Annotated in this window: 16 protein-coding genes; 15 read left to right on the forward strand and 1 reads right to left on the reverse strand. The window is 49.2% G+C overall.

Translation table 11 applies throughout. The annotated features are described in order from the left end of the window. Positions 1-96 precede the first annotated feature (96 nt). The 4 genes from AB7D94_RS00005 (at position 97) to AB7D94_RS00020 (ending at position 3999) form a co-directional block, all read left to right on the forward strand. Positions 97-624: a Uma2 family endonuclease gene (locus AB7D94_RS00005; protein WP_420263571.1), complete on the forward strand. Its 528-nt coding sequence runs from the start codon at positions 97-99 to the stop codon at positions 622-624. A 170-nt stretch (positions 625-794) separates the two neighbouring features. Then, the gene (locus AB7D94_RS00010; RefSeq protein ID WP_420263572.1) at positions 795-962 is read left to right on the forward strand and encodes a hypothetical protein; all 168 of its coding nucleotides are present in this window, start codon (positions 795-797) and stop codon (positions 960-962) included. A gap of 136 nt (positions 963-1098) precedes the next feature. Then, entirely contained in the window at positions 1099-2682 is a 1584-nt protein-coding gene (locus AB7D94_RS00015) for an ArnT family glycosyltransferase (protein ID WP_420263573.1), read from the forward strand. A 15-nt stretch (positions 2683-2697) separates the two neighbouring features. Further along, the gene (locus AB7D94_RS00020; protein ID WP_420263574.1) at positions 2698-3999 is read left to right on the forward strand and encodes a UDP-glucose dehydrogenase family protein; all 1302 of its coding nucleotides are present in this window, start codon (positions 2698-2700) and stop codon (positions 3997-3999) included. 194 nt (positions 4000-4193) lie between these two features. Here AB7D94_RS00020 and tpx read toward each other — a convergent pair whose 3' ends face one another. Next, positions 4194-4697 (reverse strand): thiol peroxidase, encoded by a 504-nt coding sequence (gene tpx / locus AB7D94_RS00025; RefSeq protein ID WP_420263575.1) that lies wholly within the window; start codon positions 4695-4697, stop codon positions 4194-4196. A gap of 197 nt (positions 4698-4894) precedes the next feature. On the opposite strand from tpx, the gene AB7D94_RS00030 reads away from it, so the two are divergent. From AB7D94_RS00030 to AB7D94_RS00080, 11 genes are all read left to right on the forward strand, one after another. After that, the gene (locus AB7D94_RS00030) at positions 4895-5158 is read left to right on the forward strand and encodes a YlxR family protein (RefSeq protein ID WP_420263576.1); all 264 of its coding nucleotides are present in this window, start codon (positions 4895-4897) and stop codon (positions 5156-5158) included. Beyond that, positions 5146-7674: a translation initiation factor IF-2 gene (infB, locus tag AB7D94_RS00035; protein ID WP_420263577.1), complete on the forward strand. Its 2529-nt coding sequence runs from the start codon at positions 5146-5148 to the stop codon at positions 7672-7674. The genes AB7D94_RS00030 and infB overlap by 13 nt, the downstream gene beginning before the upstream one ends. 36 nt (positions 7675-7710) lie before the next feature. Then, positions 7711-7989, forward strand: a complete 279-nt coding sequence (locus AB7D94_RS00040) for a DUF503 domain-containing protein (RefSeq protein ID WP_420263578.1) — start codon at positions 7711-7713, stop codon at positions 7987-7989. Next, on the forward strand, positions 7989-8363 hold the full coding sequence (rbfA, locus tag AB7D94_RS00045) for a 30S ribosome-binding factor RbfA (protein WP_420263579.1): 375 nt from the start codon (positions 7989-7991) through the stop codon (positions 8361-8363). The genes AB7D94_RS00040 and rbfA overlap by 1 nt, the downstream gene beginning before the upstream one ends. Beyond that, entirely contained in the window at positions 8350-9315 is a 966-nt protein-coding gene (locus tag AB7D94_RS00050; RefSeq protein ID WP_420263580.1) for a DHH family phosphoesterase, read from the forward strand. The genes rbfA and AB7D94_RS00050 overlap by 14 nt, the downstream gene beginning before the upstream one ends. Further along, a complete protein-coding gene (gene truB / locus AB7D94_RS00055) occupies positions 9308-10183 on the forward strand; it encodes a tRNA pseudouridine(55) synthase TruB (protein ID WP_420263581.1) in 876 nt (291 codons plus the stop codon). Before AB7D94_RS00050 ends, truB begins: the two co-directional genes overlap by 8 nt. 88 nt (positions 10184-10271) lie before the next feature. Then, a complete protein-coding gene (gene pilM, locus AB7D94_RS00060) occupies positions 10272-11330 on the forward strand; it encodes a type IV pilus assembly protein PilM (protein ID WP_420263582.1) in 1059 nt (352 codons plus the stop codon). Then, positions 11327-11917 (forward strand): PilN domain-containing protein, encoded by a 591-nt coding sequence (locus AB7D94_RS00065; RefSeq protein ID WP_420263584.1) that lies wholly within the window; start codon positions 11327-11329, stop codon positions 11915-11917. The genes pilM and AB7D94_RS00065 overlap by 4 nt, the downstream gene beginning before the upstream one ends. Next, positions 11917-12513, forward strand: a complete 597-nt coding sequence (locus AB7D94_RS00070) for a type IV pilus inner membrane component PilO (RefSeq protein WP_420263585.1) — start codon at positions 11917-11919, stop codon at positions 12511-12513. Before AB7D94_RS00065 ends, AB7D94_RS00070 begins: the two co-directional genes overlap by 1 nt. Before the next feature lie 28 nt (positions 12514-12541). After that, on the forward strand, positions 12542-13072 hold the full coding sequence (locus tag AB7D94_RS00075; RefSeq protein WP_420263586.1) for a pilus assembly protein PilP: 531 nt from the start codon (positions 12542-12544) through the stop codon (positions 13070-13072). Then, complete coding sequence (locus AB7D94_RS00080) at positions 13069-14562, forward strand: AMIN domain-containing protein (RefSeq protein WP_420263587.1); 1494 nt, start codon at positions 13069-13071, stop codon at positions 14560-14562. The genes AB7D94_RS00075 and AB7D94_RS00080 overlap by 4 nt, the downstream gene beginning before the upstream one ends. The last annotated feature ends 9 nt before the right edge of the window (positions 14563-14571 follow it).

The following is a 14571-nucleotide window of genomic DNA, read 5'->3' on the forward strand; positions in this document are numbered from 1 at the left end:
ATTATACTATACATACTACCAGTATCGTTCTTGCCTTCACCGAGAATCGCTGGTTGGCCATAGACAAACTCGTATGCTTAGGAGTAGAATACCATCATGGAGACACTTACAATCGAACGAGACTTAGACTTAACGGAGATAATCAATGGGGAGGAAGTCGTGTCACCAATCCCTTTTACGAAACACCAACGAATCATCAGTAATCTTTTCAGAATAATAGACCGTCACGTTGAGGCAAATAAGCTGGGGAAAGTATATTTAGCCCCACTTGACGTAATCTTCGAGGAAGGGGTCAACCGGCTTCAGCCCGACATACTATTTATACGTAAAGAGAACGCAGCCATAGAGCAGGATTGGATACGCGGCGTACCAGATATAGTCTGTGAGGTTGTCTCGGCGTGGAGTTACAAAAAGGACATGGTAGTGAAGAGGGCTATCTACGAAAAGTACAAAGTGCCTGAGTATTGGATAATTGTATCAGAGCTGCTGGCAATTGAGGTCTTAACAATCGAGGGCGATAGATACAGGACTTTCTCCATAGGAGATATAGAGGGCGACGGCTTAGTTACATCTAAGGTCATCGAGGGGCTTCAAGTCAATATCAAAGACGTGTTCGAGGTCTAATCTCCTGGCTCTATCATCAGTTGTCTAATGACTTTTAGGGACACTTCTAACTCAGATCGGAGTTATTGTAGCAGCGCTTCTGCTCTAAGAGCTGTTTGGAAGGTAAAGGCATTGCATCTCACTGTCCCCATCTGCTTAACATGCGGTTATATAAATTAAATGAATTGCCTATGCGGTTAACTCAGGTAGAGGGTTCTCTGGATTCCTGCCTTCGCAGGAATGACAGACAGGACAGGGCAAGTGACAGACAAGACGGGGCATATGACAGACAGGACAGGGCAGGTGACAGACAGGACAGGGCAGGGCAGGTGACAGACAGGACAGGGCAGGGCAGGTGACAGACAAGACGGGGCAAATGACAGACAAGGCAGGGCAGAGGACAGACAACATAGGGCAGGTGAACACATAAATGTGTCATTCCTGCGAAAGCAGGAATCCAGTTTTTGATTAACGGAGCTAACGGCATAGACAATTATGACTAATCCCCGCACAACAAACTCCACGCGGATTTCTTACGGCACTATGCTGATTGGCGCGCTGTCGCTTATAAGCCTGCTGCGGATATTGTATATCCTTTCCGGCCAGTTGGATTTAAGCCCCGACGAGGCGCTTTACTGGGACTGCACGAGAAGGCCGGAGTTGAGTTATTACACAAAAGGCCCGCTTATTGTATATCTCATACTGCTTTCGACACATGTGTTTGGGGTGAATGTGTTTGGGGTGCGTATTTTGGCGGTGGTTTTCTCTGCCATGTCAAGCGTATATCTCTATAAACTCTGTATTCACCTCTTTGACGATACAAAAGAAGGGCAATTTACCGGACTTACCGCCGCGCTGCTGCTTCAGGTAATACCGCTTTACGCCGCGTATGGGGTTATCTTTACGATTGATTCCCCGTTTGTATTTCTCTGGATAGTGTCGCTGTATACCTTTTGGAAAATCGTCGGCAACGGCGACAAAGAGGCCGGATATGGTTTGTGGATACTGCTTGGGATTTTGACCGGCGTTGGGTTTATGGCAAAGTATATTATGGCGTTTTTTTACATATGCGCCTTTTTGTTTCTTCTTTTTACCGAAAACCGGCGGCTCTTAAAGACTCCTAAACCGTATGTCTCCTTTGTTGCAGGCATATTGGCCCTCAGTCCTGTTATAATCTGGAACGCGGCACACGGTTGGGTTACGCTCAGGCACACTGCGGGACATGCCCATGTGGCCGACGGGTTACAGATATTGCCGATGAGTCTGCTTGAGTTCATAGGTTCGCAGATAGGTATCGTTACCCCCGTAGTTTTATTTCTTATTATAGCCGCCCTTTTTAAACTCAGGGCAACTAAAAGGGGCGATTTCCTGTTTTGGTTTTCCATCCCCGTGCTTTTATTTTTCACCGTGAAGAGCGTTCAGGGAAAGGTTCAGGCAAATTGGCCGATGACGGGCTATATTACGGGGCTTGCCGCCGCCGCGTGGGTGTTTTTCAGGAGAGACGCGTTTAAGGCCATGTCCATTCACGCCAAAAGGACGATAGTAATAGGGACGGCCGCCGCCTTAGTTGTAACGATAATCGGGCATTTCTCCGTAGTGTTACACTTAAACCCTGACAATGACCCCGCCTCAAGGCTCAGGGGCTGGCGGGAATTTGGGACCGCGATAACCACCATCTACGGCGAATTACAACAGGAGGGCAAGGCATATCCCTACGGCACAGAGGTATTACTCGTTTCTGACAAGTACCAGGTTACGGCGGAGATGGCCTTTTACACGAAGGGAAACCCGTGGGTTTACTGTATAAATCTTGGCCGGAGGGTAAACGAATATGACATGTGGCCGGGGATTAACGAAGCGGCCATAAAACTGAGAAAGGCCGCCCCACAACGGCGCATAGACGCGATATTTGCAACCGACGGCAACCAGCCGACTCATCCCTTTGTGGCATTCGCGTTTGACCGTTGCGAGGCAACACCTCTGACAGTAAATGAAAATGGACAAATCCTAAGGGAATACTCTATATTTAAGTGTTATAATTTCAAAGGTATGATAGAAGCAAAACCAAGTGCCTACTGATTAGGAGGTTGTTAGATGGACATATGCGTAATAGGAACGGGCTATGTAGGGCTGGTAACCGGGGCGTGTTTCGCCGAGTTTGGCGTGATGGTAACGTGTGTTGATAAAGACGCGGGGAAGATTGATGCCCTGAAAAGTGGGGAAATACCGTTTTACGAACCCGGCCTTAAGGACCTCGTGGCCAGTGGTATGCGTGAGGAACGGTTAGTTTTCACTTCAGAACTTGCAGCCGCAGTGAGGAAATCACTCGTAATATTCATAGCCGTGGGCACACCGCCCAGGGAAGACGGAAGCGCCGATATGAGTTATGTGGAGGCCGTAGCCGTAGAGGTTGCCAAATATATTGACTCATACAAGGTTATAGTGACCAAGAGCACCGTGCCTGTGGGAACAGGCAAGTGGCTGAAGGAACTCATTTCAGGGGAAGTCAAAGGGGGAGTGGATTTTGATGTGGTGTCTAATCCGGAGTTCTTAAGAGAAGGCGCCGCTGTCAATGACTTTATGCGGCCCAACAGGGTTGTTGTCGGGTTGGAGGGCGACAGGGCGCTTTCTATAATGAAGGAGCTGTACAGGCCGCTTTATCTGTTAGAGACACCGTTTATTATAACGAATATTGAGACGTCAGAGCTTATCAAATACGCGTCCAACGCGTTTTTAGCCACGAAGATTTCATTCATCAACGAAATAGCAAATCTCTGTGAACATGTCGGCGCGGATGTACACGATGTGGCGCGGGCGATGGGACTTGACGGCAGGATTGGAAAGAAGTTTCTCCACCCTGGACCGGGTTTTGGAGGCTCATGTTTCCCCAAGGACACCCACGCCCTGCTTTCCCTTGCCACACGTGAAGGCGTTACGCTAAACGTAGTGAGTGGGACTATTAAGACGAACGACGCCCAGAGAGAGCTTATGCTTGAAAAAATACTCCGGGCGGTAGGAGATATAAAGGGAAAAACAGCCGCATTTCTTGGCCTATCTTTTAAACCAAACACGGACGATATCAGGGAGGCACCGTCGCTGTTTTTAATTGGCGAGTTGCTGGAAAGGGGGGCGAAGATAAATGCCTTTGACCCGGTTGCGTCGGAAAATGCGGCGAAACTTTATCCAACCGTGAACTACTGTTCAACAATAGACGACACCCTCAGAGGCGCGGATGTTGCTGTGATGATGACTGAGTGGAACCAGTTCAGAACTCTCGACTTTGAACGAATATATGCGATTATGAAAAGGCCCCTGTTTTTTGATTTGCGAAACGTCTATGACCCTGTGAAAATGCGAGGCATAGGCTTTGAGTATTACTCAGTCGGGCGACTATAGCCGGGAAAACCAGCCCCCATAAATATCATGCCGCGCGGTATTGAGCCGCTGCCGTTTTATTCAACAAGCCGCGTGCTCAGATAAGTTTACCGTGGCATACCCGCTCAGACCCAAAAGATAATTTCTCAGCTATGCGGTAAATAACGCCGACAGCCGCCTCTGTCGGCGCAGTAACGCCACGCACGCTAACACGATTACTTTACGGCGGCGAGGGCCTTTTCGTAGTCCGGGTGGTTTGTGACCTCCGGTACTATCTCTATGTATTTGATTGTGCCGGTTTTATCTATTATCACTATGGCGCGTGTCAGCAGGCGTAGTTCCTTTATCAGGAGGCCATAGGCCATTCCAAAGGCAGCATCTTTATAGTCTGAGAGGGTTTTGACCCTGTCAATTCCGGCGGCGGCGCAAAATCTGGCATTGGCAAACGGCAGGTCCATGCTGATATTTAACACCACGACATCAGTGCTTAATTTGGCCGCGGATTCGTTGAACTTCCTCAACTGCATGTCGCAAACCGGCGTGTCCAGAGACGGCGTTACGCTGATTACTACCGTCTTATCCGGGAAATCCTTCAGGGAAACCGCGCCTAACCCGTTGTCTAAAACTGTGAACTCCGGTGCCTTGTCCCCAACCTTTACCTCAGTGCCAAGCAGCGTCAGGCCGCCGCCCTGAAATGCTATAACCCCTGTCCTTTCCATAGCAGACCTCCTCCGTAAATATTTTGTTTTGTGCCGGTGCAGAACCGACTATAAGAATTTTACAATAAATCAAATCCTTTGTAAAGCGCCCTGACTACTAAACAGCCAACTCTCCGTCGCCCTGTGACAGATGATTACTTTTGTGGGTTGCACAATACTGTGTATTTATGATAACATGTGTATCAGTGATGTTGAGGGTGCCAGAAAGGACATGTGTTTGCTGCAGGAAAAAGAACGCAAAAAGCGGGCTTTTGAGGATTGTAGTACCGGAAGACACCCCGATATTCGACAGGTTTAAGAAAATGCAGGGCAGGGGATACTACCTGTGCCCCGATAAAAAATGTGTGGGTAATTTTATGGATGAGAAAAAAATAAATAAATTTTTAAAAAGAAAAATAACTGCGTTGCCGGCATGGAGGGAGTTATTGAAAACGGAGGTCGGGGCTTCATGCACACAATAAGGATAAACGAAGTTGCTAAAGAACTAGACGTACCAAACAAAGTACTGCTTGATTTGATAACTAAGATGGGCATCGAAGGCAAAACTCACTCCTCGGGCATATCGCAGGAACTGGCAGACAGGCTTAAGGCCGCAGTTAAGGGAACAGGGACTATAGAACCCGTAAAACCGCGTACCCCGTATACGCCGCCACCGTCATCATCGGTGCCGCCTGCGAGGCCGCATACACCTTCACAGGCAAGGCCGCCGTACACACCGTCATCGCAACCATCACAGGCGAGGCCGCCATATACGCCATCGTCGGCAAGGCCCACGCCACCAAGACAGGACGCTCAACCGGCAAGGCAAGGCCCACACAACGACAAAAACGAAAAAAGGTTCACCCCTGCCGCCAAACAACAGGCATCCGGTCAAAAGAAGCCGACACCAGGGCCGCAGCGGCACTCTACCCCGAAACCGGCTCATCTGGCTCAACCAGCCCATTCGGACAAAGACAAAGAAAAGCTCATACCAATCCCCGGCGTTGTGGTTGCGAAGACCGAGGAAGAGGATGAGATAACTATTCCCGATAGATTTAAAAAGAAAGTCGAGGTTGAAAAAGCGGAGAAGGCCAAACCAAAGGTCAGTATGCAGCGCGCCTTCCAGTCTATAAGAAAGGTCGAGCAGAAAAAGATATTCGACTCACGCTCAAACAAAAAGGGGATGCGCTCACGTTCGTCGTCGCGCTCAATGCCGCAAAAACAACTAATCCCGGCCACAGTCCCCCGTAAGAAGGTAATGAAAATCCAGGAAGGCACTACGGTAAGTGAGTTTGCGAAGGCCATCGGGCAGAAGATATCAGAAGTCATAAAGAAATTCATGGAACTCGGCACGATGCCCACTATAAATCAGCCCATAGACATTGAGGCCGCCTCCATTGTCGCAGAGACCTTCGGCGTGAAGATAGAGGTATCCGAGGTGGAGGATTTCGATGCGGCCGAGGTGCAGGAGGACTCCGAAGGGCTTGTTCACCGCCCCCCCGTTGTTACAATTATGGGGCACGTTGACCACGGCAAGACCTCGCTTCTTGACGCCATCAGAAAGACCAAGGTAACAGAGTCCGAGGCCGGAGGAATAACCCAGCACATCGGGGCATACAAGGTGACGCTCAAAGGCAAGGAGATAGTGTTTCTGGATACGCCGGGGCACGAGGCATTCACCACGATGAGGGCGCGCGGGGCAAAAGTAACCGACATCGTCGTGCTCGTAGTAGCTGCCGACGATGGCGTAATGCCACAAACCATTGAGGCCATAGACCACGCAAGGGCCGCCGCGGTGCCCATAGTAGCGGCCGTAAATAAAATAGATAAACCCAACGCCGACATAGACAGGGTAAAAAAAGAACTCGCCGAGCATGAGGTAATATCAGAGGCGTGGGGCGGCAAGAATATATTTGTCGAGGTATCGGCAAAGAAGAAAATCGGCATAGAAGACCTGCTTGAGATGATTATCCTGCAGGCCGAGATGATGGAACTAAAGGCCAACCCCAAAAAACCGGCACGCGGGGTGATAATCGAATCAAGGCTGGACAAGGGGCGCGGGGCAATAGCAACCGTTCTAATCCAGTCGGGGACGCTTAAGGTCGGCGATGTGTTCGTAGCCGGAGTAAATTTTGGCCGCGTCAGGGCACTCATAGACGATGTCGGCGTTAAGACCATAGCAGCCACACCCTCAACCCCCGTTGAGGTCATAGGGTTTTCGGACGTGCCAAACGCCGGTGAGATGTTCATGGTAGTGGACGACGAAAAAAAGGCGCGGCAGATAACGCTGTCCAGAAAACAAAAGGCACAGTCACTGACCGTGGCACACGCCAAAAAACTCAACCTCGACGAACTCTACGCCAGAATCAAAGAGCTTGAGATAAAGGAACTGAATATTATCATAAAGGCCGATGTGCAAGGCTCTGCCGAGGCCCTCAGGTCTTCTCTGGAGGGGATAAAGCACGAAGAGGTAAAGGTAAAGGTTATCCATACCTCCATGGGCGGCATCAACGAATCCGACGTAATGCTGGCTTCGGCTTCAAACGCCATAATCATAGGGTTTAACGTCCGGGCAGACGCAAAGAGCATGAAACTTGCCGACAGAGAAGGCGTTGACATCAGGTTTTATAACGTCATATACGACGCCATTAACGAAGTCAAAAAGGCCCTTGAAGGCCTCCTTGAACCGACGCTGAAAGAAACCATTCTCGGCACAGCGGAGGTAAGACAGTTGTTTACTATCTCAAGAATAGGCACTATCTGCGGCTGTCAGGTAACCGAAGGGGTCATTCAGAGGGGAAGCGACGGCATCAGGGTAATCAGGGACAACATCGTCATTTACGAAGGGAAAATTGCCACGCTGAGGAGATTCAAAGACGACATAAAAGAGGCCCATAAGGGCTACGATTGCGGCATTCTCGTGGAGAATTTCAACGATGTGAAAGTCGGCGACATTCTGGAGAACTTTAAGATAGAGAAGGTTGCCGGTAAACTGTAAACTCAACCCCTGCGTTGCGGCTTATGATGTCAGCTTATGATAATAGGGATAATGCGAATCAGCCTATACATACCCGATGCAGGCTCGCTGAAGGCTAAGAGGTTTGTCATCAAATCGGTGAAGGACAAGATAAAAAACAAGTTCAACGTCTCGCTGGCTGAGGAGGCAAACGACCTGTGGCAGCGCGTGGAGCTTTACGCCGCCTGTATATCCACTGACACTCAGCATGTAAACAGTACGCTGGAAAACGTAAAAAATATGATAGAAAAAGACCCGCAGATAGAAATCCTCGGCTATTCGCTGGAGCTTTCCTGATGCTGCCCTATAAGCGTTCACAGCGTGTAGGCGATCTGCTGAGGCAGGAGATTTCGGAGATAGTCCTAAGCAGGATAAAAGACCCGCGGCTTGGATTTATCACGGTTACAGATGTGGAGCTAAGCGACGACCTTAAGACGGCACACGTGTTTATCAGCGTCCTGAAAAAGGGTGAACTAAGCAAGACATTAAAGATACTGAACGCGGCGGCCGGATTTATCCGCCATGAGGCCGCAAAGAACGTCAAGCTGAGGCAGATTCCAAACATCGTATTCGCAGAAGATATATCTCTTGCCTACGGGATGAAAATAGACGGTCTGCTAAAAAATATAGAAAAAGATGAAAGAGAAAGGGTGAAAAATGAAACCTCCTGAGAACTTAGTGTCATACCTGAAGGATAATGACACATTCTACATCGTGCCGCACATGTTTCCCGATGGTGACGCCCTTGGGTCAGCCCTTGCGCTGGAGAGTGCGCTTTGTACCATCGGCAAAAAGGCCATAGTCTTTTCTCGTGACCCCGTGCCGGACATGTATAATTTCCTCCCCGAGGCCTCCCGGATAGCGCCTATAAGCGACCTGAAGTCGTCCGGGGACGCGGTCTTAGTGCTTGTTGACTGCAACGCCCCCAACAGGGCGGATATAGAACGGGTAAAGTTTAAATTCACAATCGTCATTGACCACCATGAGACGGAATCCGACTTCGGCGACATCAGATGGGTGCTGCCCAAGTCCCCGGCCACCGGCCTGATGATATATTTTCTGATTAGAGCACTCGGCGTTGAGATAAGCGGCGCTATGGCCTTAAATCTCTATGCGGCGCTTGCTGTGGATACCGGGATATTCAGGTACTCCAATACGACGGCCGAGTCTTTGTCTGTGGCCGCTGACCTCGTCTCAAAGGGCGTCAGGCCATCTTTCGTAGCCGACCGCCTGCATAACAACTGGACTGAGGCAAAATTCATGCTCCTCAAGCATATGCTCAATAACCTTGAGATACAAAAAGACACGGCCATATGTTTTATAACAAGCGATATGCTGAAACGAACAGGCGCCAAGCCCGAAGACACAGAAAACTTTGTCAACTTCCCCATTATGATAAATACCATAAAAGTGGCGGCCCTGTTTAAAGAGACAGGCAAGGACTTCTGGAAGGCCTCACTGCGCTCTCGCGGCGATGTGAATGTGGCTAAAATAGCCGAGAAACTCGGCGGAGGCGGGCATAAAAACGCGGCGGGCTTTAGAATAACAGGAGACATAGAGACATCAAAAATGGCGCTCATGGAATCTTTGGACGGAATCGGAGAGTCCTCCGGGGGTGATTAACGGCGCTATAAATTTCAATAAGCCGGAAGGGATATCCTCCCATACCGCGGTGCAGCGAATAAAGGCCGCGCTAAAACTCGGCAAGGCCGGCCACGCCGGCACACTTGACCCTCTGGCCGAGGGGGTGCTTATTGTGCTTTGTGGGAATGCCACAAAACTCACACCGTATCTGGCCACGCTGGACAAGAAATACAACGCCGTCGTAAAACTTGGAGAGCACACGGAAACCCTCGACAGAGAAGGGAAAGTAGTCAGGACAGCCCCAATATCAGGGATAACCGCCGAAGGTGTTGAGGAGGCGTTGAAGGCATTTACCGGCGTAATTTCCCAGACCCCGCCCATGTACTCGGCCCTGAAGATAAACGGTACCCCCCTGTATAAACTCGCCCGCAAGGGGCTTGAGGTAGAGCGCAAACAGCGCACCATTACCATATTCGACATCACATTGACGGCCTTCGATTTGCCATACATTACGCTGGCCCTACACTGCTCAAAGGGGACATACGTCAGGAGCCTCTGCAGCGACCTTGCCGAGAGCCTCGGCTCATGCGGATACGTCCACGCGCTCAAACGCACGGGTGTGGGGATGTTCAACATAACCGGCTCATGCGGCCTGGATACCCTTGAAAGCGCGCGGGTGCTTTCTATGGACGAGACTCTGTGCCACCTTGTTGAGAGGACGCTTACCCCTGATGAACAAAGGAAGATACTAAACGGTTCAATGCTTGATGACTATGCCCCTGACCGGCAAAACGGGGAAGCCGTGAGATTAAAGGACATAAGGGGAAATCTGTTTGGGATTGGCACATATGCGGACAAAAAAATTAAGATAGCGACTTTTTTAGGGAAAAGCCGAGGCAATAGTTAAAGCAGAATTTTATAATAAATGGTTAAGTAGCTAAAAAAATGGGAAAAAAACACTTGACAAGATTTTTAGATTATGTTAGAAATATACTGTGATAGATATATTCGGGCCTAAATCGCTGCTTGGGCTGGACATAGGGTCGTCCAGCATAAAGGCCGTGCAGTTGAAAGACCTCAAAACCGGTTACGAGCTGGAACTGTTTGATTTCCTGCCGATTGATTCTGACCTGATAGTCGAAAACGTGGTGGCAGACTCAGAGAAACTCTCCGGCGCAATCAAGGCGCTGGTCAAAAAGGCAAAGATAAAGACCAAAAACACGGTAATATCAATATCCGGGCACTCCTCTGTGATAATCAAACGCATCACGCTGCCAGACATGACAGAGGAGGTGTTAAACGAAAATATACGTTATGAGGCAGAACAGTATGTGCCCTTTGGGATAGACGACGTGAATCTGGATTATCAGATACTTGGCCCAGCCGAAGAACCGGGACAGATTGATGTTATACTGGTGGCGGTAAAAAAAGATGTATTAAACAGCTATATAAGCGCGGTCAAAGACGCCGGATTGACTCCGGTCATAGTGGATGTAGACGCCTTTACGCTTGAGAACATGTATGGGGCAAACTATCAGACCGAGGCATCCAGAAGCGTGGCCCTGCTCAATGTGGGTGCGTCAAATACGACAATAAACATACTGAAAAGCGGGATATCCGCCTTCACAAGAGACAGCTCCATTGGGAGCAGAAATCATACCGAGGCCCTGATGAGCCAATTCTCTTTATCATACGAAGACGCGGAGAGGATAAAGGCCGGTGCCACAGTAAACGGAATTACCCCTGAACAGGCGGCCCCTGTGCTTGACAGTGTATCAGAGGACATAGTGATGGAGATAAATCATTCGCTGGATTTCTTCAGCGATTCTCCAGAGATGGAGGCAATAGAGGGCTTGTGGCTCGGTGGTGGAGGGGCGCTGGTAAAGGGTTTAAAAGAAAAGTTGTCAGACATGACGGGCTATCCCGTGACGCTGTTAAATCCGTTTAAGGATATAAAGATACCAAAGGGTATTGACGCCGCTTATCTGCAGTCCATAGCCCCGATAGCCACGATAGCCGTCGGGCTTGCAACAAGAAGGCTCGGAGACAGATGATCAAAATAAATCTCCTTCCCTCAGATGGAAAGGCGAAAAGAAGAAAAAAACCCCCCGCCGCGATACCCATCCTGTATGCGGTAATCGTTTTGGTGCTGGTGCTTTCATTAGCAGGAGCGGGCTTCGGGTATAAGATTTTGTCAAACAAACTCAATATGATGCAAAAGGAAAAGGCGGAAAAGACCAAACAACTTGAGGCATTGAAAAATAAAACGAAAGATGTCGAGGCCCTTGAAAAGAAAATCAAGGAGATTGCCGATAATAAAAAGGTGATAGAACAGTTAATAGCCAACCAGACCACGCCGGTAAAGGTGCTGGATGAGATAAGTAAACTCCTGCCGGACAATGTCTGGCTGACAAAGATGAGCATTAACGAGCAAGGCCTGTCGTTAAGCGGCACCGCCGAGAAAAACGACGATTTAGTCATATTCGTAAACAAACTTAAGAACTCAAAACTCTTTAATAATGTCTATCTGAGCAAATCCCAGAGCGGGTCTATAAGTATGGGAGGCACGGGACACGCGGATATGCCCGTGTACAATTTTGAGATGCAGATGAGCATAAATGTAGTGGTTAAGGCGGCATAATGCTTGTGCTCCCTGACATAAATAAACTTCACCCCGGCCTTAAGGCATTGATAGCGCTCGTGCCGGCAATCATAATAGCCATACCTTTTTATCTGTTAATATACAGCCCTACCACTGAACAGATTGATAAACTGAAAGTGGAACTCAAAAAGACAGACGAAGAGATAGCCACAGCAGAGAAAAGGGTGGCAAAACTGCCCGGTCTGCAGGCACAGAAGAAATTAGCCGAAGAGGAGTATAATACAATCAGGAAGCATCTGCCCGAAGAACACGAGATAACGAACCTCCTTAAGCAGGTATCTGACAATGCGATAGGTGCCGGATTGAAGGTGGATTTGTGGGAGCCGCAGCCAAGGAAAAACCACGCAAGCAATATACTTTATGAGATTCCCGTCAGGGTGCTGGTACAAGGCACATATCACAAACTTGGCGATTTCCTGAGCAGAATAACGGCACTTGACCGGATAGTCAACACGTCGAAAATAGATTTGAGCAGCCCTAAGGTATCGGGTGACGAGGCGGTTCTGTCTATAAGTCTTGGGGCCTCGACCTTCTCCGCCATCGCTGATGACAAGGGCAAAGGCCCCGGCAAATGATAGGCCAAATGACATGGTATGCAGAGATATGATAAAGGGTTTGTGCTTTATAGCGGCAGTGTGTGTCTGTTTTCTATGGGGCGTTAGTTTGCCGGGTGAATGTGCGGCGTCTCCAGCCGACCCCGCGGCGGCAGTCCCTATGGACAATGAGACGGCCACAGCACTAAAGCCTCTTACAATAGAGAGGTACAACTATGAACCGAATGGAAGGAAAGACCCTTTTTTGTCGCTGGCAGAAATGAGGAAAAAGAGGCTGACGGCATCGGCGGCGGTAAAACCGAACAGGCCCCCCCGCGCACTTTCACCACTTGAGATTCCCGAACTAAATGCCATAGTGTTAAAAGGAATAGTGGTGGATGCAAAGAAAAGATATGCCGTTGTGGAAGTAGACGGAAAGACATTCGTAATAACTGAGAGGATGTATCTGGGCAGAGAAGGCGGAAGGGTTGTCAAGATCAACAGTGATAACTTAGTAGTGGAAGTGATTACATATGACGACCTCGGCAAAGAGGACAAGTCTTTACATCCAATACCACTGAGGAAAGAGGGCCAGGAATGATTAACGCAACAATAAAAGGATTGACAACCACTGCCTTATGTATAGTTTTTCTTAACGGGTGCACCCAGGCAATTGAAACCACAAGAAATGCCCCAACTGCCCCACAACAAGACAACGCCATCGTGTCCACTGACATGGCAAAGGAACCTGTGGCCGCCGCGTCCGACAACTCTAAGCCACAAAAAGCCAGTCTCCCGGACGAACAGACTGGCAATGCCATCACATCAATAGAAGTGACAAATGAACTGGTAAACATAACGGCATCTAAACCGTTCAGGTACAAGGTGGCAGACACCAGTGACTCATACACAAAGAGGATTGAGCTGTTTGACATCTCCCCCGGCCGCTTTAAGGATATTATACTGCCGGGAAGCACAAAGGTGGCAGACATGAAGGTAACGTTAGCTGACAACCGGTGCGTGGTAGTGTTGTCGCTCACCGCGGCTGCCAGCATAAAGGACAAGTATGCCAATAACACCCTCTCGCTGGCGTTTGATAAACCAGAGCCGGGCGTGAACTCCGAGCAGCCCACGGCCAGGCCTCAGCACAACAAAGGACATCTGCCAACCGGGAAAAATGTAACGGGAGTCAGATTTGCAAAAGACGCGGATAAGGCGGCCAGAGTGGAGATAGAAGGAGACGGTTTGTTAACGGCGGACATATCCACTCTCAACGGCAGGGTCATCGTGGATTTACGGGGGGTAAAAATGACCACCGTGACTCCGAAAGATGTCTCACCACCCATCAGGGCAATCAGGTGGGCGCAGCATAAGGACAAGGTTCGCATAGTGATGGATTTATCAGAAAACGCGCAATATAAGGTTGACGACCAGGGCGACAGGCTTGTTATCATCATAGTTGACGCGGCCTCAACGACGCCAGCGGCCACTGTGGAAAAAAAGTCGTCCGCCACAAAGGATAAGGCGGCGGCCACAGAAGTCTCAAGTGAGGACAAACCGGTGCCTTCTCCCACGCCGCAGGCTAAGCCTGATATTTCAAAGAAAAGAAACCCTATCACGCTGAACTTCAATGATGTTGATGTCATTGCGGTTTTAAAACTCATAGCCTACGTCAGCGACTATAACATAGTGGTTGACCCGCATGTAAGCGGCAAGGTGACGATTCATGTCAAGGATATGCCATGGGACAAGGCCCTTGATTTAATCATGGAATCCACTAAATTAAGGAAGATAGTAGAGGGCGACGTGATTAAGATAGTACCGGGTGAGGTGCCCGCCTCCACTGCTGACATCAAATCCACCCCGCCGCCACCACCAATACACATAAATGATTTGAGCATCATGTTCTCTGATGCCGGCGGTGAAATGAAGATTATAAAACGGGCAAACGTAGCGGCAGGCAGCGGCAGCATATGTCTGGATATAAATCCCACTGACATACAACCGGCCATAATTCCCCACCCACCCGTGGCTCAGAAAAAGGCTGTCCACGCGAAGAGCTCCCATAAGAAAAAGGTAAAGAAAAAATGATTTACTTCA

The organism is Candidatus Magnetominusculus dajiuhuensis, from assembly GCF_046044395.1.
GTDB lineage: Bacteria > Nitrospirota > Thermodesulfovibrionia > Thermodesulfovibrionales > Magnetobacteriaceae > Magnetominusculus > Magnetominusculus dajiuhuensis.

Bases quoted from the DNA above. Each gene is read 5' to 3' on its own strand.
- AB7D94_RS00080 (WP_420263587.1), top strand. From the start codon at position 13,069: ATGATTAACGCAACAATAAAAGGATTGACAACCACTGCCTTATGTATA.
- AB7D94_RS00065 (WP_420263584.1), top strand. From the start codon at position 11,327: ATGATCAAAATAAATCTCCTTCCCTCAGATGGAAAGGCGAAAAGAAGA.
- AB7D94_RS00010 (WP_420263572.1), top strand. From the start codon at position 795: ATGCGGTTAACTCAGGTAGAGGGTTCTCTGGATTCCTGCCTTCGCAGG.
- AB7D94_RS00020 (WP_420263574.1), top strand. From the start codon at position 2,698: ATGGACATATGCGTAATAGGAACGGGCTATGTAGGGCTGGTAACCGGG.
- AB7D94_RS00050 (WP_420263580.1), top strand. From the start codon at position 8,350: ATGAAACCTCCTGAGAACTTAGTGTCATACCTGAAGGATAATGACACA.
- AB7D94_RS00015 (WP_420263573.1), top strand. From the start codon at position 1,099: ATGACTAATCCCCGCACAACAAACTCCACGCGGATTTCTTACGGCACT.
- AB7D94_RS00070 (WP_420263585.1), top strand. From the start codon at position 11,917: ATGCTTGTGCTCCCTGACATAAATAAACTTCACCCCGGCCTTAAGGCA.
- rbfA (WP_420263579.1), top strand. From the start codon at position 7,989: ATGCTGCCCTATAAGCGTTCACAGCGTGTAGGCGATCTGCTGAGGCAG.
- AB7D94_RS00075 (WP_420263586.1), top strand. From the start codon at position 12,542: ATGATAAAGGGTTTGTGCTTTATAGCGGCAGTGTGTGTCTGTTTTCTA.
- AB7D94_RS00005 (WP_420263571.1), top strand. From the start codon at position 97: ATGGAGACACTTACAATCGAACGAGACTTAGACTTAACGGAGATAATC.
- tpx (WP_420263575.1), bottom strand. From the start codon at position 4,697: ATGGAAAGGACAGGGGTTATAGCATTTCAGGGCGGCGGCCTGACGCTG.
- infB (WP_420263577.1), top strand. From the start codon at position 5,146: ATGCACACAATAAGGATAAACGAAGTTGCTAAAGAACTAGACGTACCA.
- AB7D94_RS00040 (WP_420263578.1), top strand. From the start codon at position 7,711: ATGATAATAGGGATAATGCGAATCAGCCTATACATACCCGATGCAGGC.